The 23,403-nt window shown below is 48.5% G+C and carries 21 protein-coding genes; 9 read left to right on the top strand and 12 right to left on the bottom strand.

What is annotated here, in order from left to right:
• Nucleotides 1-64: 64 nt before the first annotated feature.
• A complete protein-coding gene (locus OKF39_RS16105) occupies nucleotides 65-1,213 on the bottom strand; it encodes a YbfB/YjiJ family MFS transporter (RefSeq protein WP_193358811.1) in 1,149 nt (382 codons plus the stop codon).
• A 138-nt stretch (nucleotides 1,214-1,351) separates the two neighbouring features.
• Here OKF39_RS16105 and fghA point away from each other — a divergent pair, with 138 nt between their 5' ends.
• Together fghA and OKF39_RS16115 are read left to right on the top strand one after the other, a co-directional pair.
• Complete coding sequence (fghA, locus tag OKF39_RS16110; RefSeq protein ID WP_088204793.1) at nucleotides 1,352-2,179, top strand: S-formylglutathione hydrolase; 828 nt, start codon at nucleotides 1,352-1,354, stop codon at nucleotides 2,177-2,179.
• 268 nt (nucleotides 2,180-2,447) lie between these two features.
• The gene (locus OKF39_RS16115; RefSeq protein WP_088204792.1) at nucleotides 2,448-4,433 is read left to right on the top strand and encodes a ligand-gated channel protein; all 1,986 of its coding nucleotides are present in this window, start codon (nucleotides 2,448-2,450) and stop codon (nucleotides 4,431-4,433) included.
• A 54-nt stretch (nucleotides 4,434-4,487) separates the two neighbouring features.
• Here the strand turns inward: OKF39_RS16115 and OKF39_RS16120 are convergent, their stop codons facing one another.
• Nucleotides 4,488-5,957, bottom strand: a complete 1,470-nt coding sequence (locus OKF39_RS16120; RefSeq protein ID WP_028013865.1) for an amino acid permease — start codon at nucleotides 5,955-5,957, stop codon at nucleotides 4,488-4,490.
• A gap of 158 nt (nucleotides 5,958-6,115) precedes the next feature.
• Nucleotides 6,116-6,982: a DNA-binding transcriptional regulator YeiE gene (gene yieE, locus OKF39_RS16125; RefSeq protein WP_045629869.1), complete on the bottom strand. Its 867-nt coding sequence runs from the start codon at nucleotides 6,980-6,982 to the stop codon at nucleotides 6,116-6,118.
• A gap of 97 nt (nucleotides 6,983-7,079) precedes the next feature.
• On the opposite strand from yieE, the gene OKF39_RS16130 reads away from it, so the two are divergent.
• Both OKF39_RS16130 and nfo read left to right on the top strand, forming a co-directional pair.
• Nucleotides 7,080-8,126 carry a YeiH family protein gene (locus tag OKF39_RS16130; protein ID WP_126345344.1) on the top strand — a complete coding sequence of 349 codons (1,047 nt, stop codon included), beginning with the start codon at nucleotides 7,080-7,082 and terminating at the stop codon, nucleotides 8,124-8,126.
• A 64-nt stretch (nucleotides 8,127-8,190) separates the two neighbouring features.
• Nucleotides 8,191-9,048 carry a deoxyribonuclease IV gene (gene nfo / locus OKF39_RS16135; protein ID WP_479983144.1) on the top strand — a complete coding sequence of 286 codons (858 nt, stop codon included), beginning with the start codon at nucleotides 8,191-8,193 and terminating at the stop codon, nucleotides 9,046-9,048.
• A gap of 46 nt (nucleotides 9,049-9,094) precedes the next feature.
• Here nfo and fruA read toward each other — a convergent pair whose 3' ends face one another.
• Genes fruA through fruB form a run of 3 tightly spaced genes read right to left on the bottom strand, consistent with a single transcriptional unit; the run spans nucleotide 9,095 to nucleotide 12,865 of the window.
• Nucleotides 9,095-10,780, bottom strand: coding sequence for a PTS fructose transporter subunit IIBC (gene fruA, locus OKF39_RS16140; RefSeq protein ID WP_479983145.1), 1,686 nt, complete (start codon nucleotides 10,778-10,780; stop codon nucleotides 9,095-9,097).
• A gap of 16 nt (nucleotides 10,781-10,796) precedes the next feature.
• A complete protein-coding gene (gene fruK, locus OKF39_RS16145; RefSeq protein WP_010433510.1) occupies nucleotides 10,797-11,735 on the bottom strand; it encodes a 1-phosphofructokinase in 939 nt (312 codons plus the stop codon).
• A complete protein-coding gene (fruB, locus tag OKF39_RS16150; RefSeq protein WP_192978688.1) occupies nucleotides 11,735-12,865 on the bottom strand; it encodes a fused PTS fructose transporter subunit IIA/HPr protein in 1,131 nt (376 codons plus the stop codon). The genes fruK and fruB overlap by 1 nt, the downstream gene beginning before the upstream one ends.
• Nucleotides 12,866-13,226: 361 nt before the next feature.
• On the opposite strand from fruB, the gene setB reads away from it, so the two are divergent.
• On the top strand, nucleotides 13,227-14,408 hold the full coding sequence (gene setB / locus OKF39_RS16155) for a sugar efflux transporter SetB (protein WP_222563428.1): 1,182 nt from the start codon (nucleotides 13,227-13,229) through the stop codon (nucleotides 14,406-14,408).
• On the opposite strand, the gene OKF39_RS16160 is transcribed toward setB, so the two are convergent.
• Nucleotides 14,405-14,602 (bottom strand): Fe-S-cluster oxidoreductase, encoded by a 198-nt coding sequence (locus OKF39_RS16160; RefSeq protein WP_166720925.1) that lies wholly within the window; start codon nucleotides 14,600-14,602, stop codon nucleotides 14,405-14,407. The genes setB and OKF39_RS16160 overlap by 4 nt on opposite strands.
• 456 nt (nucleotides 14,603-15,058) lie before the next feature.
• Nucleotides 15,059-15,313 (bottom strand): YdgH/BhsA/McbA family protein, encoded by a 255-nt coding sequence (locus OKF39_RS16165; RefSeq protein ID WP_048224133.1) that lies wholly within the window; start codon nucleotides 15,311-15,313, stop codon nucleotides 15,059-15,061.
• Between the two features lie 382 nt (nucleotides 15,314-15,695).
• Between OKF39_RS16165 and OKF39_RS16170 the strand changes: the two genes are divergently transcribed.
• Nucleotides 15,696-16,748, top strand: a complete 1,053-nt coding sequence (locus OKF39_RS16170; protein ID WP_141236903.1) for a hypothetical protein — start codon at nucleotides 15,696-15,698, stop codon at nucleotides 16,746-16,748.
• Between the two features lie 241 nt (nucleotides 16,749-16,989).
• Here OKF39_RS16170 and OKF39_RS16175 read toward each other — a convergent pair whose 3' ends face one another.
• Complete coding sequence (locus OKF39_RS16175) at nucleotides 16,990-17,727, bottom strand: AAA family ATPase (protein ID WP_072061317.1); 738 nt, start codon at nucleotides 17,725-17,727, stop codon at nucleotides 16,990-16,992.
• A gap of 265 nt (nucleotides 17,728-17,992) precedes the next feature.
• Entirely contained in the window at nucleotides 17,993-19,501 is a 1,509-nt protein-coding gene (locus OKF39_RS16180; RefSeq protein WP_095442728.1) for an MFS transporter, read from the bottom strand.
• A 292-nt stretch (nucleotides 19,502-19,793) separates the two neighbouring features.
• On the opposite strand from OKF39_RS16180, the gene OKF39_RS16185 reads away from it, so the two are divergent.
• The gene (locus OKF39_RS16185) at nucleotides 19,794-20,282 is read left to right on the top strand and encodes a hypothetical protein (protein ID WP_127353396.1); all 489 of its coding nucleotides are present in this window, start codon (nucleotides 19,794-19,796) and stop codon (nucleotides 20,280-20,282) included.
• A gap of 17 nt (nucleotides 20,283-20,299) precedes the next feature.
• On the opposite strand, the gene imiR is transcribed toward OKF39_RS16185, so the two are convergent.
• Nucleotides 20,300-21,187 carry a LysR family transcriptional regulator ImiR/NmcR gene (imiR, locus tag OKF39_RS16190; RefSeq protein ID WP_048224141.1) on the bottom strand — a complete coding sequence of 296 codons (888 nt, stop codon included), beginning with the start codon at nucleotides 21,185-21,187 and terminating at the stop codon, nucleotides 20,300-20,302.
• A gap of 141 nt (nucleotides 21,188-21,328) precedes the next feature.
• Between imiR and OKF39_RS16195 the strand changes: the two genes are divergently transcribed.
• Nucleotides 21,329-22,207, top strand: a complete 879-nt coding sequence (locus OKF39_RS16195) for a carbapenem-hydrolyzing class A beta-lactamase IMI-1 (protein ID WP_053073497.1) — start codon at nucleotides 21,329-21,331, stop codon at nucleotides 22,205-22,207.
• A 45-nt stretch (nucleotides 22,208-22,252) separates the two neighbouring features.
• Nucleotides 22,253-22,753, top strand: coding sequence for an Lcl domain-containing protein (locus OKF39_RS16200; protein ID WP_166721057.1), 501 nt, complete (start codon nucleotides 22,253-22,255; stop codon nucleotides 22,751-22,753).
• Nucleotides 22,754-22,846: 93 nt separating this feature from the next.
• On the opposite strand, the gene OKF39_RS16205 is transcribed toward OKF39_RS16200, so the two are convergent.
• Nucleotides 22,847-23,203: a DUF6404 family protein gene (locus OKF39_RS16205; RefSeq protein WP_053073499.1), complete on the bottom strand. Its 357-nt coding sequence runs from the start codon at nucleotides 23,201-23,203 to the stop codon at nucleotides 22,847-22,849.
• Nucleotides 23,204-23,403 lie beyond the last annotated feature (200 nt).

Here is a 23,403-nt window from a genome sequence, read left to right on the forward strand (position 1 = left end):
GTGGCAAAAGTATGCGCTCATTGTGCGTGAGGCGACGCACATAATCCAGTATTCACGACGATAATTATTGCAATTGCTGTTGCCTTTCAGCGTGGCGATTCCAGACCAGGGCACCCGCGACAAACAGCGCAACGCCAGCCAGCCCCAGCGCAGGCTCCAGCCGGTGGGTTAGCCAGGTTGATAACGCCGAGGTCACCGGCCCCACCAATTGCCCGATGGCATACCCGGTGGTGAGCAGCCCCGCCATATAGCGCGTGTGGTGTGGCGCCAGCTCGCGGCCGTATAAAAGAGAGAGCTGCACCGCGCAAAGGAACCCGCCGCCCACCAGCAGCCCGCCCGTCAGCAAACCGCCAATGCCCGGCAGCAGCCAGGCCGCCAGCACGCCCGCCCCCTGTAACCACAGCACTATCGCCAGCCTGCGGTTAGCCGTTGAGGTGTGGCGCAAAAGAATGCTGAGCGCAATCCCCACCACGGCCGCGGCACCAAAAATCGGCCAGACAAACTGGGCAAACAGGCTGCCGGGAAAACGCACCGCCGCCATTTGCGAAAGAAAGGTCGCCGGAAGGATATAGCCAAATCCCGCCAGGCTGTAGCTCCAGACCAGGCGCTTGAGATCCGTCGTCAGCACCAGCGGCTCTGGCGCGCTGCCGGGTCGATGAAGCTGTCCGGAACGCGGCAAATAGCGCGCCACCAGCGCGACCAATACCAGCGCCAGCACGCCGTAGATTTGCCATGCCGCACCGGCCGAAAGGGATTTAGCCTGAATATAGACCGCGAGCAGGCCGCTCAGGGCGATGCCCGCGCCAGGACCGGCAAACACGGCGGCACTGAGCCCCGGTTTACCCAGCTGCCCCAGCCGCTCGTTGCTCCAGGCGGCAATCAGCACCATTGACCAGCCGCTCATGCAGCCAATCACAAAGCGCAGCAGACCGTGCACAACGGCGTTATCCGCGGCGGCGGAGAGCAGAGTCAGCGCAACCGCACCGGTGATGCCAAGCCAGAGTCGCGTTTCAACAAAGCGGTGCGCCCGCATGGCATCCCACGCGCCCACCAGATAGCCCAGATAATTCATCGCCGCCACCAGACCTGCGCTGGTGAGCGTGAGTTGCCCGGCGGCAATCATCAGCGGCACCTGAGGCGTAAAGGCGAAGCGCCCTATCCCCATCGCCACCACCAGAACGACAAACCCACTAAGCGCAATACGCAGCGCCATGACAGCTCCAATTGTTAAAGAAAAGTAAATTTATGATGCAGCATCTCGCCGCTCCGCGAAAGTGAAAGTTGCTCACAGGTAAATGAAAACGCTGTATTATGGCTCTAATGAATAGCTATTCTCATTAAGGAGCCCTGCATGGAACTGCTCGAAGAGCACCGTTGTTTTGAAGGTCGACAGCAGCGCTGGCGGCACGACTCCACCACGCTGAACTGCGCCATGACGTTCAGCATTTTCCTGCCCCCGACGGAAAACCCGCCGGTTCTGTTCTGGCTTTCAGGCCTGACGTGTAATGACGAAAACTTCACTACCAAAGCGGGCGCGCAGCGTATTGCGGCCGAGCTGGGCATTGCGCTGGTGATGCCCGACACCAGCCCGCGCGGCGATGATGTGGCGGACGATGCCGGGTACGACCTGGGCAAAGGTGCCGGATTTTATCTCAACGCCACCGAGCAGCCGTGGGCGAGCCATTACCGCATGTATGACTACATTCGCGACGAGCTGCCTGCGCTGATTAAGGCCGAATTTACGGTGAGCGACCGCTGCGCCATCAGCGGGCATTCCATGGGCGGGCACGGGGCGTTAATCATGGCGCTGAAAAACCCGGGGAAATACACCAGCGTCTCTGCGTTCGCGCCGATTGTGAACCCAACGCAGGTGCCGTGGGGACAAAAAGCTTTCACAAACTATCTGGGTAAAGATGAAGAGAAATGGCAGGAATGGGACAGCTGCGCGCTGATGCTGGCAAGCCGGACGGAAGATGCGATTCCGATGCTTATCGACCAGGGTGATGCGGATCAGTTCCTCGCCGGACAGTTACAGCCTGCGGTTCTGGCTGAAGCGGCGCGCCAGAAGGACTGGCCGCTGACGCTGCGCATTCAGCCCGGGTATGACCACAGCTATTACTTTATGGCGTCCTTTATTGAAGATCATCTCCGCTTCCATGCGGAACATCTGTTCAGGTAAGTTCAGCCTTTTTGCCCGGTAGCCTCCTGCATACCGGGCCTTTCCCCTCCCCCTCATTTACATAGTTCTATCCGCTTGAATCCAGGCTGGTTTCCTTTCACTCTCCTCAAACACAAATGATTTCAATTATCATTTGTGTTTACAATTATTCATTCTTTTGTACAATTCCAGGCTCTTCTCCATCTTAAAGAGTTCTTAAAAGACAAAATCATACAGTTCTCAGGGTTATCCCGATGGAGTTTTATTCATTTTTATACGGAATGTACAAATGACAATACCCCGCATTAAGCTCCTGGCCGTCGCCGTTGGCGCTGCCACATTCACCCCTCTCGTTCACGCAGCCGATCAGGACACCGTTGTCGTCACCGCGACGGGTTTTGAACAAAAGATCCAGAATGCCCCCGCCTCCATCTCTGTTATTTCGAAACAGCAGATTGAAGATAAAGCCTACCGTGATGTTACCGATGCCCTAAGAGACGTCCCGGGCGTGGTCGTCACCGGCGGCGGGAGTAGCAGTGATATCAGCATTCGCGGCATGGCATCTCAGTACACCTTGTTCCTCGTGAACGGCAAACGCGTCAGTACGCGTAGCACCCGCCCAAACAGCGACAACTCGGGTATAGAACAAGGCTGGCTGCCGCCGCTGGAGTCCATTGAGCGCATTGAGGTTATCCGCGGCCCGATGTCCTCACTTTACGGCTCCGATGCGATGGGTGGCGTCATCAACGTCATTACCAAAAAAGTCTCAAACACTAAAGCCTGGACCGGTTCGTTGCACGGCGATGCAACCTTCCAGGAAAACCATGATTCCGGCGATATCTTCCAGACCAACGCCTACGCTTCTGGTCCTCTGATTGACGGTCTGCTTGGCGCAAAAGTGACGGGGCTGTTGTCACGCCGCGCCGAAGATAAAATCGTTAACGGGTATAACGAGCAGAAAATGCGTAACGGTGGTATTACCCTGAACTTCACGCCGGACGAGAAGAACGATTTCGACCTCGACTTTGCTCGCGAGCTTCAGGACAGAAACAGCACGCCAGGGATGTCGAAAGCGGCTGAAACCTGCCGGGGAACAACCTGTACGCCAAATACCAAAAGCGACTCGCGCTATGAGCACACGACCTACTCGTTAACCCACAGCGGGTATTACGACGACTTCAATACCACCAGCTATATCCAGCAGGAAGAGACCAATAATCCAGGTCGCGAAATGCGCTCCTATAACACCACCTTCAACAACCAGAACCAGATTTTCCTCGGCGATCATACATTGACCCTCGGCGGACAGTATCGGTATGAGAAACTGCGCGACAAGGGCAATCAGCTGGAAGCGGCGGACGGTCTGAATAAACTGACGCGCTGGAGCTGGGCCCTGTTTGCCGAAGATGAATGGTCAATGACGGAAAGTTTTACGTTGACCGGCGGCCTGCGTATGGACAAAGACCAAAACTACGGGACGAACTGGACGCCGCGCGGTTACGGCGTATGGCACCTGGCCGATCACTGGACGTTGAAAGGCGGGGTTTCGGCTGGCTATCGTGCGCCGGATCTGCGGCAGTCGTCTGCCAGTTGGGGCCAGGTAACGGGTGGCGGCCGTCTTGACGGTATCATCGTTGGCAACCCGGATCTGAAACCAGAGAAGAGCCTGAGCGAAGAGCTCGCCCTGCTCTGGGATAACAACGATAACCTGAATGCCGGCGTGACGCTGTTTAATACCGACTTCAAGGACAAGATTACGGAAGTTCGCCGCTGTAACAGCAGCGCCGATCCCGCCTGTACGATTGGCGATCACAGCTATGATTTCGTGAGCGACCGCGTTAACGTGGACAAAGCCAACATGCGCGGCGTGGAGTCCTCCTTCGGCTGGAAAATCTCGCGCGATGTAAACTGGACCGCAAACTATACCTATACCGAATCTGAGCAGAAGAGCGGTCAGTTCTCAGGCAAGCCGCTGAACAAGATGCCGAAGCACATGTTCAACACTACCCTGGACTGGCAGGCGACGCCCGACGTAGGTTTCTGGAGCCGTCTGAACCTTCGCGGTAAAACGTCTGAGTACCTGAGCCGCACGTCAATGTCCCAGGGCACACCGTCCTACACTCAGGTTGATGTCGGTCTGCGCTACAACGCGAACAAAAACCTGCTGGTTACCGCCGGTGTGTATAACGTGCTGGATAAGCAGATTGACTACGACACGTATGACACCGTGCTGGACGGGCGTCGCTATACGGTTGGCATGACCTACAGCTTCTGATCTGCCCATAAAAAAGCCCGCTCGAGTGAGCGGGCTGAAAGAGAGGAAGCGCGGTTATTGTTTAAATCGTTCCGGGAAATCCATTTCACTGTAGCGAACGAAGCGGGTTCCTTTCGTCAGTTTGTAGCCAAACCAGATGATCAGGAACAGCGGAATACCAATATAGGTCGCCGTGACGGCACCCCAGTCAATGGTGTCCGCAAGGAAGGCCTCATAGTTCTGACCCAGAGTAATGATCAGGCACAGAACGAAGGCGAAAATCGGCCCCAGCGGGAAGAACCCTGAACGGTACGGCAGGTTATTCAGGTCATGACCCTGCATGACGTAGCCGCGACGGAAACGGTAGTGGCTGATGGCAATGCCCAGCCAGGCGATAAAGCCCGTCATCCCGGAGGTGTTAAGCAGCCACAGGTACACCGTCTGGTTGCCGAACATGGAGGTCAGGAAGCACAGGCCGGCAATCACCGTGGTGGCATACAGCGCGTTGCGCGGTACGCCGCCGCGGGACAGTTTCGAGAAAATGCGCGGCGCTTTGCCGTCGCAGGCCAGGGTATAAAGCATACGGGTGGAGGCGTACATGCCGGAGTTACCCGCCGACAGCACCGCCGTCAGGATCACCGCATTCATTACCGCCGCCGCTGAGAGCAGTCCCGCGTGCTGGAAGACCAGGGTGAACGGGCTGACGCTGATGTCTTTCACGTCGTTACGCAGCAGGCTTGGATCGGTATACGGAATGATCAGGCTGATAATCAAAATAGCGAACACGTAGAACAGCAGGATACGCCAGAACACCTGACGCACCGCGCGCGGAATGTTCTTCTCCGGGTTTTCGGATTCACCGGCCGCGATACCAATCAGCTCCGTGCCCTGGAAGGAGAAGCCGACAATCATCGCCACGCCAATCATCGCCGAGAAGCCCCCGGCAAACGGCGCGTCGCCGATGGTCCAGTTACTCCAGCCCGCAGGTTCAGCCCCTTTGAAAATACCCACGATCATCGCCACGCCGACGACGATAAAGATGATGACGGTTGCCACTTTGATCAAAGAGAACCAGTATTCCGCTTCGCCAAAGCCGCGCACGGAGATGTAGTTCAGCAGGAAGATGACGGCGAGGAACAGGGCGCTCCAGATCCAGCCCGGCGTGTCCGGGAACCACCAGGTCATCACCAGCTGCGCGGCGACGAGGTCCACGGCGATGGTGACGGCCCAGTTGTACCAGTAATTCCAGCCCAGCGCGAAGCCGAAGCCTTCCTCAACGTATTTTTGTCCGTAGGTCGAAAACGAACCTGACACCGGCATGTATGCCGCCAGTTCGCCCAGGCTGGTCATCAGGAAATAAACCATCAGGCCAATCAGGATATAAGAGAATAATGCCCCACCCGGGCCGGCTGCCGAAATCGTTGCGCCAGAGGCAACGAAAAGACCTGTACCGATAGAGCCGCCAATGGCGATCATCGTCAGGTGACGCGCCTTGAGTTCACGACGTAGCGTGGGCGCTTCTGTGGTTTTAGTTTCTGAAACCATGTGAAAATGCTGTCCATTTAATAAATGAGGCGCGATTGTAGCAGACGATCTGCGTTCCTTCCGGCAGAAATACCCTGTTATAAGAGAGCTTCATGACGCGTCCAGGATTATAAGTAACGCATTATTTTTCCCTCTCCCCTTTGGGGTGAGGGGCGCTTTTACATCTCGCAGTAGCGCAGAAAACGCTGCAGCGAACTGGACAGGTGTTTCTGACGATGGTGGATGCACCACAGCGTGCGCACCAGTTTTGGCAGCGGAACGGGGATTTCCACCAGCGATCCGGTCTCCAGCTGTTCGGCAATCACCCGCCGGGAAAGACAGCTAATGCCCAGGCCATGACGCACCGCGTGCTTAATCGCCTCTGAGTTTCCCAGCTCCATTCCCAGCTGGAAATGCGGCAGATGCGACAGCAGCAGGTAGTCGACAATCTCGCGCGTGCCGGAACCCTGCTCGCGGAGGATCCATTGTGCCTGCGCCAGCCGCTCCAGCGTCACCTCGCCCTGCAATAACGACGAGGCCGGAGACGCAAACACCACCAGCTCATCCTCCAGCCAGGGCTCGGCAATGATATCGACGTTGTGGCAAGGACCTTCGATAAGTCCGATATCCACGCGGAAATCAATCACCGCGTTGATCACGTCCTGGCTGTTACCCACGCTCATCTCCAGCGGCAGGGTCGGGAAATCCCGGCGGTAGCGGGCAATCACTTCCGGCAGGATGTAGTTGCCGATGGTGCTGCTGGCAAATACGCGGATCGCGCCGTTGTCCTCGCGGAACAGCTGCTCAATTTCAATAGCCTGCTCCAGCAGCGCCAGCGCGCGCGGGTAAAGCAGGCGGCCATGTTCGTTGACCACCAGTCGCTTCCCTACCCTGTCAAACAGCTGGACGCCCAGCTGGCCTTCGAGATCGGTCAACGCCGCGCTGACGGCAGACTGCGAGAGCGCCAGCATTTGTGACGCCTGGGTCGTCGAGCCGCTTTTCAGCACCTCGGCAAACACTTCCAGCTGACGCAATGTAATGTGCATGGTTGCTTACCACTTATAAAGATTGATTATAAATATATAATCAATTTTATTTTTAAGCCAGCGCGCCGTAACCTTTAGCCAGACAAAGGAGAAGGTTATGTCAGAAATCACCTTACAACATCATCGTACAGTGTGGCACTTCGTGCCCGGCCTTGCGCTCAGCGCCGTCGTCACCGGCGTGGCCTTATGGGGCGGCAGTATTCCGGCAGTGGCCGGTGCAGGGTTCAGCGCGTTAACGCTGGCCATTTTGCTCGGCATGGTGGTAGGAAACACCGTTTACCCCCACATCTGGAAATCCTGCGACGGCGGGGTAATTTTCGCCAAGCAGCATTTATTACGTCTCGGGATTATCCTTTACGGCTTCCGTCTCACCTTTTCGCAGATTGCCGACGTGGGCGTCAGCGGGATTGCCATTGACGTCCTGACGCTGACCAGCACCTTTTTACTGGCGTGCTTTATCGGTCAGAAAGTGTTTGGCCTGGATAAGCAAACCAGCTGGTTAATCGGCGCAGGCAGCAGCATCTGCGGCGCGGCGGCAGTGCTGGCGACGGAGCCGGTCGTTAAGGCCGAAGCCAGTAAAGTGACGGTGGCGGTCGCGACGGTGGTTATCTTCGGTACGCTGGCGATCTTCCTGTATCCAGCCATGTACCCGCTGGTGGCGCACTGGTTTAGCCCGGAAACCTACGGCATCTATATTGGCTCAACCATGCACGAAGTGGCGCAGGTGGTGGCGGCAGGTCACGCCATTAACCCGGAAGCGGAAAACGCGGCGGTCATTGCCAAAATGCTGCGCGTGATGATGCTGGCCCCGTTCCTGATTATCCTCGCGGCCCGTGTTAAACAGCTGGCACCGGCTGGCGGCAGCGAGAAGAGCAAAATCACCATTCCGTGGTTTGCGATCCTGTTCATCGTGGTCGCTATCTTTAACTCCTTCCACCTGCTGCCAAAAGCGGTAGTGGAGATGCTGGTGACGCTGGATACGGTGCTGCTGGCGATGGCGATGGCGGCGCTGGGGGTGACCACGCACGTCAGCGCGCTGAAAAAAGCCGGTGCAAAGCCGCTGCTGATGGCGCTGGTGCTCTTCATCTGGCTGATTGTCGGCGGCGGTGCGATTAACCTCGCCGTGCACAGCCTGATGGCATAAACCATCTCGTCCTTCTCCTGTTAACCCGCTATCATAAGCGTTTCGGGTTAACAGGAGTTTTTTTATGAAATACGTTGGAGCGCACGTCAGCGCTGCAGGTGGCCTGGCGAATGCAGCCATTCGCGCCGCCGAAATCGAGGCGACCGCTTTCGCCCTGTTCACCAAAAACCAGCGCCAGTGGCGCGCCGCGCCGCTCACCGCCGACGTGATTGATGATTTCAAAGCCGCCTGTGAAAAATACCATTACGGGCCGGGCCAGATCCTTCCCCACGACAGCTATCTGATTAACCTCGGGCATCCGGTGCAGGAAGCGCTGGATAAGTCCCGCGAGGCGTTCCTTGATGAAGTGCAGCGCTGCGAACAGCTCGGGCTGACGCTGCTGAACTTCCATCCGGGTAGTCATCTGATGCAGATTGATGAAGATGCCTGTCTGGCGCGCATTGCCGAATCCATCAACTTGACGCTGGATAAGACCAAAGGCGTCACCGCAGTGATTGAAAACACGGCTGGTCAGGGCAGCAACCTCGGCTTTAGGTTTGAACATCTGGCGGCAATCATTGACGGCGTGGAAGATAAGTCTCGCGTGGGCGTGTGCATTGATACCTGCCACGCGTTTGCCGCCGGGTATGACCTGCGCACAACCGAGGCCACGAAAAATACTTTCGAGGAGTTCGAGCGCGTTGTTGGCTTTAAATATCTTCGCGGTATGCACCTGAACGATGCGAAAAGCGCGTTCGGCAGCCGCGTTGACCGCCACCACAGCCTGGGCGAAGGCAATATCGGTCACGATGCCTTCCGCTTTATTATGCAGGACGCCCGCTTCGACGGTATTCCGATGGTGCTGGAAACCATCAATCCGGATATCTGGGCGGAGGAGATTGCCTGGCTGAAGGCACAGCAAACCGCAGAACAGGCGGCATAAAAAAAGCCGGGTTGCATTAGCACCCGGCTTTTTTATTTCTTAGTGCTTACGCTGCTTTTGCCACAACTTCCGCTTCCGGGCGCTTCAGCACCGCGTAAGTCAGGCCTGCCACCAGCGTACCGGCAACAATCGCCAGCAGATAACCCAGTACCGGGGTGATGGCGCCAGGGATCAGCAGGACGAACAGACCGCCGTGCGGTGCCATCAGCTTCGCGCCAATCGCCATGGAGATGGCGCCCGTTACCGCGCCGCCGACGATACAGCACGGCAGAACACGCATTGGGTCACGCGCCGCGAACGGAATCGCACCTTCGGTGATGAAGCACAGGCCCAGCACCAGCGCCGCTTTACCGCCTTCCTGCTGCGCTTTGTCGAACTTACGACGGGCAATAATCGTCGCCAGGCCAAGCGCCAGCGGTGGCACCATACCGGCCGCCATGATCGCCGCCATCGGCGCGTAAGTCTGGGTACTCAGCAGGCCAACGCCAAAGGCGTATGCCGCTTTGTTCACCGGGCCACCCATGTCGGTACACATCATGCCGCCGAGGATTGCGCCCAGCAGCACCGCGTTCGCCGTGCCCATGGTTTGCAGCCAGTGGGTCAGGCCCGCCAGGATACCCGCAACCGGCTTACCAATCAGGTAGATCATCGCCAGACCGACCACCAGGCTGGAGATGAGCGGAATGATCAGGATTGGCTTCAGCGCCTCCATACTCTGCGGCAGCTTCAGCTTCGAGCTAATCAGCTTCGCGACGTAACCCGCGAGGAAACCGGCGATGATACCGCCAATAAAGCCGGAGCCGGTGCTCACCGCCAGCATACCGCCGATAAGACCCGGGGTCAGACCCGGACGGTCAGCGATGGAGAAGGCGATAAAGCCCGCCAGCACCGGCACCATCAGCGCGAACGCTGAACCGCCGCCGATCTGCATCAGCGCAGCCGCAAGCGTCCCTTCTTCTTTAAATGCCGTAATACCAAACGCGAACGACAGTGCGATACACAGGCCGCCCGCAACCACCATCGGCAGCATGTAGGACACGCCGGTCAGCAGGTGACGGTATGCGCCCGCAGACTCTTTTTTGCCTTCGGTCGGCGTTTTTACTGCGCCGGTGGCCTGATACGGTTTGGCTTCTGCCAGGGCCTTATCAAACTCCTGCGCGGTCTTTTTCAGCGCCAGGCCGGTAGAGGTGCGGTACATCGGTTTGCCGGCAAATTTCGCCAGATCCACTTCGATATCTGCCGCCACAATCACCAGATCGGCCTCAGCGACCTCTTCCGGCGTAATGGCATTGCCCGCCCCCACGGAGCCACGGGTTTCAACCTTCACCCACCAGCCGCGTTTTTTCGCTTCGGTTTCAATGGCTTCAGCCGCCATAAAGGTATGCGCCACGCCCGTCGGGCAGGCCGTGACCGCGACAACGCGTTTCGGACCCGAGGCCGCAGCAGGAGCCGCCGCGACAGGCGCGCTGTAGACGGTCGCGTGACCTTTCGCTTCGCTCAGGAACAGTTCCGGGTGTGCCACCGCGCGATTAATATCGCCCAGCCACACTTTTTTGCCGTTCAGCGCGCTGTCAGCGGGAATTTTATCGCCCAGGACAATCGCCAGTTCGGCATCGCCTGGGTTATCAATGATGTCCAGGTGTGCTTTTTGTGCCGCCGCGCCCAGCAGGGTCTTCGCCATGTAGGCGCGAGCCTGTCCGAGACCGGAGTCAATGATCAGCAGCGTTTTCATTATTCCTCTCCTGCTGTTAGTTAAAAGGTTTTAAGTCAACGCGCGCCATCATCGCGGCTAACTGGGTACGATCGGTAATACCGACATTGCTCTGGCTCACGGCCAGGGCTGCAACGGCGGTGGCAAGACGTAACGTATGTTCACTGGATTCACGCATCAGCAGGCCGTAAATCAGGCCGCCAACCATAGAATCCCCTGCGCCAACGGTGCTCACTACTTCCATTGACGGCGGTTTGGCAATCCATTCACCTGAAGCGTTAACCCACAACGCCCCTTCTGCACCCAGCGAGATCACCACGTGAGCAATACCCTGCTCGCGCAGCGCATGGGCGGCCTCAATCACATCTTTTAATTCCGGCAGCTTGCGGCCTGCCCAGATCTCCAGCTCGCGGCGGTTTGGCTTCACCAGCCACGGAGAGGCTTTCAGACCCGCCACCAGCGCATCGCGGCTGCTGTCGAAGATAATGCACGGGCACTGGCTGCGCAGACGCGTCATCCAGTCGGTAAACGCTTCCGGGCTGACGCCGGACGGCAGGCTGCCGCTGACGCACACCATATCGAACTGGCCCAGCCAGGTCAGGGAGTCGGTCACAAAGCGCTCCCAGTCAGCTGGCGTCACTTCGAAACCGGAGAAGTTAAGATCGGTCACTTCGCCGTCTTTTTCCGTCAGCTTAACGTTGATGCGGGTACGGCCCTGCACAACCTGGAAACGGTTGGCAATGCCCAGCTCGCTGAACAGCTGCTGGAAGCCATCCTGGTTATCTTTACCGAGGAATCCGCCCACGGTGACGTCAATACCGAGATCCTTGAGCACCTTCGCGACGTTAATCCCTTTGCCCGCAGCATGCAGGCCAGTGGTACGCACGAGGTTAACTTCGCCGCGCTCAATTTCCGGGCAAAACCCCACCAGATCATAAGCCGGGTTCAGCGTAATAGTCGCAACACGTCTGCTCATTATGCGCCCTCCCCCAGACCTGCCGCGATGGCGTCGCCAATTGCTTTCAGCGCCTGTTCAGCATCTGCGCCCTGCGCGGTGAAGCGCAGGCGATGGCCTTTCTTCACGCCCAGCGCGACGACTTTCATCAGGCTGCGGCCGTTGGCCGGTTTGCCCGAACCATCCAGGTTGGTCACGGTAATCTCGCTTTCAAATTGTTTAATGGTGTTGACCAGCATGGTGCCCGGACGGGCATGCAGGCCGTGTTCGTTGCGCACCACGAACTCGGCGTTCAGCACGTCGTCCGTTAGCGCGTCGTCGCTGGTCAGCAGCGCCAGCACGGTCGCCGCATCGGCGTTCAGCAGTTTTTCAGCTTTATTGTTCAGCAGCAGATCGCCCAGACGCTTCAGCACCGAAACCGGCTGCTCATCGTTCATCGCCACGGTCACCAGCATGGCTGCTGTCTCGCCCTCAACGTCGAACGCGGTGGCGGCGCGGCTCACTGCAATTGCGCTGCGCAGGTTGCCTTCAGCGCTGTCGTTCAGCCAGATGCCCTGGCCGAGATTCAGCGGTTTATCGTTAATCACGCGCGTCACAAAGGTGGCATCAGCGGCACCCGCTTCTTTCAGGCGACCCGCGTTCAACGCCTGCAGCGTGACCAGGTTGGAGGCCACAACATCCAGCGTCAGCGTGTCGTTATCCAGCTTCAGCGCTTCACTCTGTTTTTCGCCCATCAGCAACGCCCGCAGCTCTTCAGCGGTTGTTGCAGACTTCAGCTGTTCCGCCACGGAGTCATCGCTCAGGACATGCGTCAGCTGACGCAGCAGGCCTAAATGTTCGTCGCTGCTCGCCGCGATACCGATAGCAACATAAGCCACCTGGCCGTCGCCCCAGAGCACGCCCTGCGGGAACTGATAGACCTTAACGCCGGTTTTGAGCACCTGGTCGCGGGTGTCGGTTGTGCCGTGCGGAATGGCAATGCCATTGCCGAGGAAGGTGGATGTCTGCTGCTCGCGCGCCAGCATACCGTTTACGTAGCCGTCCGCAACGTTACCCGCCTGCACAAGGGCAGCGGCAACCTGACGAATAGCCTCTTCTTTATCCCCGGCCTGAGCGCCCGGGTGAATATCCTGAACAGATAACTGGAACATGGTTCTCCTCTCCTGCTGAAAGTGAATCGTTTCAGCTTACATGAGAAAAAATGCGCTAGCCTGCTCCGTTTGTTAAAACAAGATAGCGCTGAAACGTTTCAAAAAGTCTTGCGCTTTCTGCATTGGCTTGCAAGAAATGTCGTATTTCCGATATCAGAATTTAGAGATACTGCACATTTCTTCTGCGTTCAGCTAAATTTTGCTGAACTTCAGCAAACCAGTTTCAGCTAAGTTCAGCCAGGTGGGGAGTAAGTTGAAATGCCATTTTGATTTTTCGTGGGGTAATTGACTTCACCCTCTGTTTATTTTTTAACTGACGGCGTAAACTCCGCCCCTCTCTGTTACTCGCTAATTATAAAACATGCATAACACCCCTGCGGCCACCGCGCCGAAGCCCTTTGATTTGACGTCAACGGCGTTCCTGATTGTTGCCTTCTTTACGGGCATCGCCGGTGCGTTGCAAACCCCGACGCTGAGCCTGTTCCTGACCAACGAAGTTCACGCCCGTCCGGCGATGGTTGGCTTCTTTTTTACCGGAAGCGCCATCATCGGCATTCTTGTCAGCCAGTTTCTCGCCGGTCGTTCCGACCGCAAAGGCGATCGTAAAAGCCTGATCGTTTTCTGCTGTCTGATGGGGGTGTTGGCCTGCGTCCTGTTTGCCTGGAACCGTAACTATTTCATTCTGCTGTTCATCGGCGTTTTTCTGAGCAGCTTTGGCTCAACCGCCAACCCGCAGCTGTTTGCCCTTGCCCGCGAACATGCCGACCATACCGGGCGGGAAGCGGTGATGTTCAGCTCGATATTGCGCGCTCAGGTGTCGCTGGCATGGGTAATTGGCCCGCCGCTGGCCTACGCGCTGGCGATGGGGTTTGGCTTTACGGTGATGTACCTGAGCGCGGCGGTCGCGTTTGTGGCGTGCGGCGCAATGGTATGGTTTTTTCTGCCGTCAATGCGCAAAGAGCCCAAAGTGGCAACGGGCGTGCTGGAAGCGCCGCGTCGTAACCGCCGCGATGCCCTGCTCCTGTTTGTTATCTGCACGCTGATGTGGGGCACCAACAGCCTGTATATCATTAACATGCCGCTGTTTATTATTGATGAGCTACACCTGCCGGAGAAGCTGGCCGGCATTATGATGGGCACCGCCGCGGGTCTTGAGATCCCAACCATGCTGATTGCAGGCTATTATGCGAAGCGTTTTGGAAAGCGTTTTTTAATGCGCATCGCGGCCGTCGCCGGGCTGCTATTCTACGTTGGCATGCTGACGGTCCATACGCCAGCCCTGCTTCTTGCTTTACAGCTGCTGAACGCCGTGTATATCGGCATCCTGGCGGGGATTGGCATGCTCTACTTCCAGGATTTGATGCCGGGGCAGGCAGGTGCCGCCACCACCCTTTATACTAATACCACCCGCGTGGGCTGGATTATCGCGGGCTCGATGGCCGGTATCGTTGCCGAGATCTGGAACTACCACACGGTGTTCTGGATTGCACTGGTGATGTGTACGCTGACGATTGGCTGTCTGGCGAGGATCAAAGACGTTTAAGGCGCGGTGAGCGCTTCCAGCTCCAGCAGCCATGTCATTGCCTGCGCGCGCGTGCTGCCGCACATTTCAGCTGATGGCTGAAGCCCGGAACAGACCTTCGGGCGCAGGGGAGACTCAAAGATCATACACAGGTTGGATTCAGAGAGCTGAACGCAGCGGGTATTGGCGGGCTTGCCTAATGAACCATTATTCATAGTTTATGATTAACATTGCTGCAGTTCATATCTGGTTTAATTAATCTATTCTATGCCACGCTAAGTTGATCGTATTATATGTTTCCCAGCCTTTATTCGGCTGTAACTTACTAATTTATCGAAATATATAAAGTCAACCTAATCGAACATCAACACCGTTTGAATCTTAAATTCCAAAACAACATAAACTTCATAAACCATGTACCACATTCTTAGTATTTTCAGCATACACAGGAAAAACAGTTTGATTGGAAGCAACAATTTAAGAACTAAAAAAAATAACAAAAACAACAAGAATCATCTAATCATTTGACAAACGAATAGAAAGCACAAATAAAATACAAACATTCACACAATGCCGCACGCCACGAAAAAAAATATAAAATTGGAATTGGTTAATTCATTTTTTAAGACTATCAATGAAGGTGGCAAAAACAATCGCCACCTTCTAAGGCATCACTTGTAGATGTCAGCGTTAATAGTCTTATGCTCTTCTTTTCCTTCCTTCGAAGTAATAACGTAGTACTTTCCTCCCTTTTCATCAACCTTTTGCGAAAGATCATCGTCAGACATTGTAAAACCATCTTCAGTCACTGATAACGTTCCAATTTTGGTATATTTACTTGCATTTTCCGCATCAATTTCCTCAGCAGCAAATACAGTAGTATTAAACATTACCATAAAACAGCAGAAATATTTTGCGAGTTTCATTCGATTACTCCAAGTATTGTAGTAGTAGGTAATAATTTCATAGAAGAAAAATCGGTACTTTAAACTTTACGCGTAACGGGTTAGAGCAAACTATTTTTTAATCGACAGAAAATAACACTTGCACAGTATTAGATTCAGTAATATTAAATATTAGTTATTAGTACTATTATGTCAAGACGCACCTAAAAAATTACATTGTATAATCGAAAAATCAGATCGAGATCACACATACTTTGTTTTTTGAATTTCTCTTGAAAAAAATTAGATGTCTGCTACTTTGAATATTTGTATAGGATAAGAATATTGAAAAAGGACGCGATATATCATGCATAATACATGGTACAAATTTCACGTTTTTTCTGAATCTTTATAGGCCGTTAACATGCAAATACACCCAGTAGCGATAAAAGTAAACATCCTAGCCATTATTTGTGTAATTCTTCCGTTTGGAATAGCTTCTTATGCTGCAGTATCTGATGCAGAAATAAGTAAGCCGATTTTTTCAGAAAACAATGATTCAGTATATTTAAAATTTATAAACAACGACAATTTAAGTGGTGATGAGACTGCGCCGAAGTTGTTTGTCTCATTTCCTGACGGTGCTGAACGAGAGGTAGTAGTTGATACTGGCTCTACAGGTTTAGTGATTTCATCTTCAGCAATACCAAATGCAAATAATTTATCAGCTAGACCAGGTAAAATCACGTACAATAGTTCCGGACGTATTATGATAGGTTCTTGGCTCAATACTACTCTCACAATTGGTGATGGGGAAAAATTCGTATCTACGAATATTATCCCAGTATTGGCTGTTAACGAAATCCAGTGCCTTGCTAAGGCAAGAAATTGTAAACCTGAACTAAACCCTGAGCATGTATCAATGATGGGCATCGGTTTTGATCGAGAAAGTAGCTTGCAGAGCGAAAGCACTCCAAATACAAACCCCCTTTTAAATACAAAATCAGGAAGCAACAATGGATATACACTAACGCGCAATGGCATATATGTTGGAATTAATAAGGATACAGCCAAAGGATTTTCCTTTATTAAATTACAACCTTCAAATGAAAATAAACACGAATGGATCGCACCGCCAGCTTGTATCAAAATAACTGGTTGGCAAGGGTATCAATGTGGTACTGTCCTTATTGATACAGGAGTAAAAAGTATGTTTTTAACAATACCTAACTATAGTGTTAATGGTGGGCAATTACCTAACGGAACAACATTAAATATTAAACTAGCAGAAGGAATAGAATATGAAATTATTACCGGGGGACACAAAACAAACATTTCTCCCAAAGAGATATTTTTAAACACGACAAGGCAACAAATATTCGTTAATACAGGATTCAATTTTTTAAATAGATATGACATTTTGTATGATTATGAAAATGGTTATTTTGGATATAAAGATAATATATCCCTCCCGTAATTTATCATTAATAAAATAACGACACAAAAATAGGAATAGAAATGATAGTTAATTAATTCCGTGTTCAAAACATAAGAAAACAGCTATCATAACTAACGATAAAAAAGAATTCGAGAATAGCAATCGTATTCAATGAGTTATTATCTCTATTTACCAATGTTATATTGTTAATTTACCGTTTAAAAAAAACACATTAAAAGGTACTAAGCAATTGTTTATGTTCCTTTTCAACAAACGCTTTTTAATCATAGTCTAAGAGCTCATTTAAGATAGCTTGAGGATTATTTACAAACCGACGAGTCACAATGTAATGATCTGTATTCTCTAATTTAATAGATTCAATCCCGTTTTCACTAAAATGCAATATTTTCGAATCTGGATATGACATTAGTATAGGAGAATGGGTTGCTATTATAAATTGTGAATTGCTCTGAGCCAAGCGATGGATATGAGCGAGCGCAGCCATTTGTCTGGTAGGTGATAAAGCTGCCTCAGGTTCATCTAAAATATACAGGCCATTCGGTGCAAAGCGGTTCAATAATAATGACATAAAAGATTCCCCGTGCGATTGTTCGTGAAGGGAACGTCCACCATAGGCTCCTTGCACACCTAAACTATCAATCTCTGTTGCAACATTATAAAAACTTTCAGCTCTGAAAAAGAATCCATCTTTTGGTCGCCTTACTCCTCTTACTAGTCGAATTGCATGATGAAGTGAAGAATGACTTTCATTTGAATGAAAGTTAAAATTACGTGACCCTCCTTCTGCATTATATCCTGCGGCTATTGCAATAGCTTCAACCAAAGTTGATTTTCCACTACCATTTTCTCCCATGAGAAAAGTTACCCGCGGATGCAGATCCATACAATGAAAATTTTTCAAAGCTGGAATGTTATAGGGGTATTGTTCCCTTTCATAATCTGTGATTCTATCTTCCTGCAATAACACTGTTCGGAGATATTGTTCTAGAATATGCATTATGTAATACCAAACCTTTAGTTTATAATTAGCGTATAAAAAAAATAAAGCATAGCTTAAGTTAGTCAACAACAGCTAATAATTAACATCTAAAAACCAATAAAAATACTAATCAGACCGATATTCTTAGAACTAAGTCGAGATGAATGTCTAACTAAATTGGCTTTGATATTAGATGTACCTCTATGCATTGGAAGTTCTCAATAAAACATTTCAATCTCTTAGCTAATGTACGCACATAATGATTAAAGTAGTACATAAAAAACTATTCATGAGTGTCCGAATACTCTTTAAGTAAATGTGAAATAATAAATGATAATAAAATTAACAAAATCGCTGCAACAAGCATTACATTACCGTGAGAATTTAGAAAGGCAATTTTTGAAGCATGAATCAATTCTTGTCCTTGCCAGTTAGGTAATAGATCTGCAATACTGATCGCCTCACTTAATGATAATGGAGGAGCTTGTTTGATATCAGCAAGAAAATCAACAGACAGATTGGCTGTGAATGAAGCCGACATAATCATTCCGAATAATATGATACCAGTTCCTGCTCCAAGTTCATACGCCATTCCCTCAATTGCTCCAGCTTCCCCCGCTTTCTCTTTTTTTGCGGCATTCATAATTACATATGTAGAGGAGATTAGAGCTGCTTCTATGCAAAACCCCAATATAATCATTGTAAGCCAAACCTCCCATCCATTAGAACTAAAGTCCATAAACGCCATGAAAAAGAAACATAACGAGCTTAATAAAACACCATAAAATCCAATTTTTTTAACTCCTAACCATGTAAGTGTGAAACCAACGAAAGGACCAGATATAGAGCTCGCTATAATAAATGGAAATAGAAATAATCCAGCTTGAAAAGGTGATAACCCAAATGCTAATTGTAATTCCTGAGAAACAAAAAATTCGAATCCAACCAGCGTGGCCATAGCGATAAACGCAAGTATTAGCCCCGCTAATATAGGCTTATGTTTGAAGAGCTCAATATCAATCATTGGATGAACATGCTTTATCTGCCTTTTCCAAAATATCAATAGCAAAACTAGTCCCAAAATAATGAATGATAAATATTTAATAAACTCTTCAGAAGCCCCTAAGTTTTTAACACCTAACACAATCATTAATATAGAAAACATCAAAAGCAAAGGATCTAGTAAATTAATAATTTTAGAAGTGTTTAATACTTTATATTCTCTAAGACTCACTAACATAAAAAAAACAATGAAGCAAATAGGAATATTGATAAAAAAGACTGAGTTCCACGAATAATTTTCTATTAAAAGCCCACCTACAAATGGACCGAATGCAGCTCCACCAGTGCCTATAGCGGACCATACGCCGAGTGCAACAGCACGCTCTTTTGGCTTAACGAAAGATAGTCTTAATGCCAAGAGGGTTGCTGGAATGATCATTGCAGCCCCAATGGCCAATAAAGTTCTTGCGCAAATTAACATGATGGTATTAGAAGATATATATGCTAAACATGATGCAACACAAAATAATAACACGCCAATCAGAGATATCTTTTTGAAACCAATTTTATCTGCTAGTACCCCCATAGGCAGCAAAAGACATGCCATAACCAACGAATAGATATCTATAATCCATAAAACTTCCTTGGAAGAAGCTTTAAGATCTAAAGCTAATGATGGCGTTGCAACATGTAGAATAGTAGCATCTAAAGATACGGGTAGATACATTAAAATAACTGTAATAAGAATTAAATTCTTATGATTAAAAAAAACGTTCTTCTTTTCTAACATAGCATTATCTTTAAAAAGTTTATGATATACACATTTTATTAAAAACAATTTTCCCTTGAAGCATCATAAACAAAAAGTTAAAAACTACAATTAATTTTTATGCAATAATGCATTCGTTTAGCAAGCGTTTAACATTTAATAGTTTTGAATAATAAATTTAATGATAGCATCATAAAACGAAAATTATAAAATTCATAAGGAGCATTTCTCTCGCAAAAAATTTACTTGTAATTTACATAAACTGAAAAAATTTACACAACCTATAAATAATCTTATAAGCTTACAAATTTACATGAACAATAAACAAAACTTAATTTTAATCTTTAGTGATAACAGCTATTTATCATTGGGTATATACGATGGAATATCGCGTAGCGATGCATTAGTTTATACAAAAGAGGAGTTTATTGACTTTATAGATATTTTATCTATTTCAAAACACTATAAACTAATTGTAATTTATGATAAAAAATATCGTGACTTGATTTCATTAATGTTTAATGAAACCTCTACTTTTCACTTTCAAAGTGAAACCTTGTCTATAGATAACGTTTTAAGAAGTTTATATGTTGAATCATTTATGAGATTTAAAAAACATCACTTCTTAGGATTAAAAGTTCTTTATTACTATTTTTATTTACAGCTTGATTATTATCAAGTTAGTGAAATCTTAAACATTGATTCAAAAAAAATTAGCCGGCATATCATCAGATGTCTTACAACAGTCAATTATAAAGGTAAGAGAAGTTTTTGGTACGATTACTTAAATAATAAGCATTGATATATCTTTAGCAGAGATTAGGATTTAAGTACAAACTCTCTGCTATGCTCGATAATCCATTCCTTAAAAACATTAAGTGCTTCACTATTATGATTAACCCGAGATTTCTGTAAAGTCAGCCAATAACCGCCAAGCGTGGCATAAATTTCAAAAGGTTTTGCTACGGAGCGCTCATTTAATTCTTTTTGAAACATATGATAAGGAACTAATGCTGCATAATCACCTAATTTTACAGCATCTATCATATGTCTGGTAGAATCAAAGATAGGCCCGTTAACAGTCCAAGAGTCGATCCCAGCAGCTTTAAACCAATTATTCCATTCATCCTTTCGATAGGAGCGCAGTAAGCAAACTTTTTTTAAGTCTGATGGAATGCACAGTTTCTTGGATGTTTCCGGGGAACATAATACTGTATGCGGCGCCTGAAAGAGTAAAATATTTTCCGTATTAATCCAGCCGCCTGATCCAAATCTAATAGATGCATCAATACCTTCTGCAGCTAGATTGACAACGTTATTATGCGTTAAAATTCTAATATCAATCCATGGATTTTCATTAAGGAACTCAGTAATCCGAGGAAGAAGCCAACCTATTGCAAAAGTCCCAACGACAGCAATAGTAAGCACTTCTTTAATCTTACCTTCATGGAATTTATCCATGGCAGAACTCATCATCTGCAAAGCTTCTGTAATCGAAGGCAAAAGATGCAGGCCTTCGTCTGTCAACTGTAACCCACGCGGTACTCTTGTAAAAAGAGCCACACCAAGCATCTGTTCAAGTGTTCTTACCTGCTGGCTTACGGCGGCCTGGCTTACATGAAGCTCTAGTCCGGCTTTAGTAAAATTTAGATATCTTGCAGAAGCTTCAAAAGCTCGTAATGCATTTAAAGGTAATCTGGCACGCATAGTAACCCAAAGAAAAAGTTATGGCTGTATAAAAATTATATTGCTTCAAAGAAAAAATAACAACTGTATAATCGCCCTCTGTTGAAAGTTAATACCCGCCATGTCCTAGTTAATATAGAAAATTGTATATAAGGTAAAACCATGTCACTTAATGTAAAACCAAGTAGAATAGCCATCTTGTTTAGCTCTTGTTTAGTTTCAATATCATTTTTCTCACAGGCCAATACAAAGGGCATCGATGAGATTAAAGACCTTGAAACAGATTTCAATGGTAGAATTGGTGTCTACGCTTTAGACACTGGCTCAGGCAAATCATTTTCATACAAAGCAAATGAACGATTCCCATTATGTAGTTCTTTCAAAGGTTTTTTAGCTGCTGCTGTATTAAAAGGCTCTCAAGATAATCAACTAAATCTTAATCAGATCGTGAATTATAATACAAGAAGTTTAGAGTTCCATTCACCCATCACAACTAAATATAAAGATAATGGAATGTCATTAGGTGATATGGCTGCTGCAGCTTTACAATATAGCGACAATGGTGCTACTAATATTATCCTTGAACGATATATCGGTGGTCCTGAGGGTATGACTAAATTCATGCGGTCGATTGGAGATAAAGATTTTAGACTCGATCGTTGGGAGTTAGATCTAAACACAGCTATTCCTGGCGATGAACGTGACACATCTACACCTGCAGCAGTAGCTAAGAGCCTGAAAACCCTTGCACTGGGTAACATACTCAATGAGCGTGAAAAGGAAACCTATCAGACATGGTTAAAGGGTAACACAACCGGTGCAGCGCGTATTCGTGCTAGCGTACCAAGCGATTGGGTAGTTGGCGATAAAACTGGTAGTTGCGGTGCATACGGTACGGCAAATGATTATGCGGTAGTCTGGCCAAAGAACCGAGCTCCTCTTATAATTTCTGTATACACTACAAAAAACGAAAAAGAAGCCAAGCATGAGGATAAAGTAATCGCAGAAGCTTCAAGAATCGCAATTGATAACCTTAAATAAACTTAACTGTAGCCATCACTTCATTGTGATGGCTTAAATTTCATCATGAAAACAATGAAAATCTTCATCTATTTATCATTAGCTATGAGTAGTTTGTCTACATATGCTCAGTGTGATTTCATCACCGAGAATTCGACAGTGATAGATATTAAAAACAACCTAGAATGGCAGGCTTGCACTTTCGGCATGCAATGGAATAAAGAGAATGGATGTACTGGAGAACCAACTCCCCTTAATTTGAGTACAGCTTTTGGAGAAGCAACAAAACAAGGGAATGGGTGGAGACTGCCAAATATCGAGGAATTATCTTTACTATCTTCAAATAGCTGTCTTAAAAATGACCTTTTCAAATCATATTTTGACATACCCCAAGATAATGGTGAAGGAGCATCGCCTTATTGGAGTTCAACGCAAATTCAAAGCATACCTTACTTGTATTATACATTTGACATGATCAATCATTATATTGATGGCCATACTATTGAAATGACTTATCCTGTTCGATTTGTCAGAGATGTAATGGTCGACGATGATTTAATATTATAAAAAAGTCAAATACAAGTTATTGGTTTAAAAAAGGATATGCAGTGTATTTTCGCTACCTAAGTAACTGCATATCCAAATATTATCTACAACCCATTATAAATCGTCCCATTCAGGCAATTGATTTACCACTCTGCGCCATAAATGGTAAATACTCATTGATATACCAAAAAGAATACCTGCCGAGAAAGAATACATTAGAAATATTTTAACCTCGAAGATATCAAGTAATAATAGCAAGGCTAACAAAAGCCCACCCCATACAATCGAAAAATACATCCCAAATATTAATGTATTTAGCCATACGGATGCAAATGGAGGTGGCGGGATTTGATAACCTTTTTTCCATAACCTTTTATATAATGGTGGTGCATAATTTAACTCCCACATGTTCCTTTCCTTCATAAGTGACAATGATTTCTCAAGCTTTTCTTCAAAATGGATTTTATTCATTTGTATACCTTTTTATTACACAGTAATTTTATAAACCAATTATAATTATAGCACTTAATCTCAAAAAATCATTATCGACATTATAACAAAATAGTTTACTAAATAGACCACACAAAGTAAATTTTATCGTGGCACTAAAATCTCATTGTTAAAATACATGTGAGCAACACAATATTCCCTTCAACATGACTTTTAAAGCA

The organism is Enterobacter cloacae complex sp. HYC042_NIDB (assembly GCF_056673315.1).